The organism is Vibrio sp. 1069, from assembly GCF_033340555.1.
Map to the genome: position 1 here is coordinate 1 of NZ_JAWOWP010000434.1, position 674 is coordinate 674.

The window sequence follows — 674 nt, forward strand, 5'->3', positions numbered from 1 at the left end:
GATGCACCAAGTGTTGTCTGACAACTCTATCAACTTGGTCATTATGGACATTAATCTTCCAGGCAAGAATGGTCTACTGTTAGCACGTGAACTACGTGAGCAAGCGAACATCGCTCTGATGTTCCTAACAGGCCGCGACAATGAAGTAGACAAGATCCTAGGTCTTGAAATTGGTGCTGATGACTACATCACAAAACCATTCAACCCACGTGAATTGACTATTCGTGCGCGCAACCTGCTAAGCCGCTCAATGAGCACTAACGCAGTTCAAGAAGAAAAGCGCTCAGTAGAAAAATACGAATTCAACGGTTGGGTGCTAGATATTAACAGCCGCTCACTAGTGAGCCCTGCTGGCGATAGCTACAAGCTGCCTCGTTCTGAATTCCGTGCACTTCTGCACTTCTGTGAGAACCCAGGTAAGATCCAAACACGTGCTGATCTTCTTAAGAAGATGACTGGCCGTGAGCTTAAACCACATGACCGTACTGTCGACGTAACGATTCGCCGTATTCGTAAACACTTCGAATCAGTATCTGGTACGCCAGAAATCATCGCGACTATCCACGGTGAAGGCTACCGCTTCTGTGGTGACTTAGAAGACTAATGCAGTCTGCTAGAAATACGAAGGGCTTGCTCATTGGAGCAAGCCCTTTTTCTATGCGGCAAAGAAACTA

At 46.7% G+C, this 674-nt stretch carries 1 protein-coding gene; it reads left to right on the top strand.

The window, feature by feature from the left end; all coding sequences use genetic code 11:
• The coding region (gene arcA / locus R7040_RS26965) for a two-component system response regulator ArcA (protein WP_318097673.1) at window positions 1-604 on the top strand (604 nt) is incomplete at its 5' end.
• Window positions 605-674 lie beyond the last annotated feature (70 nt).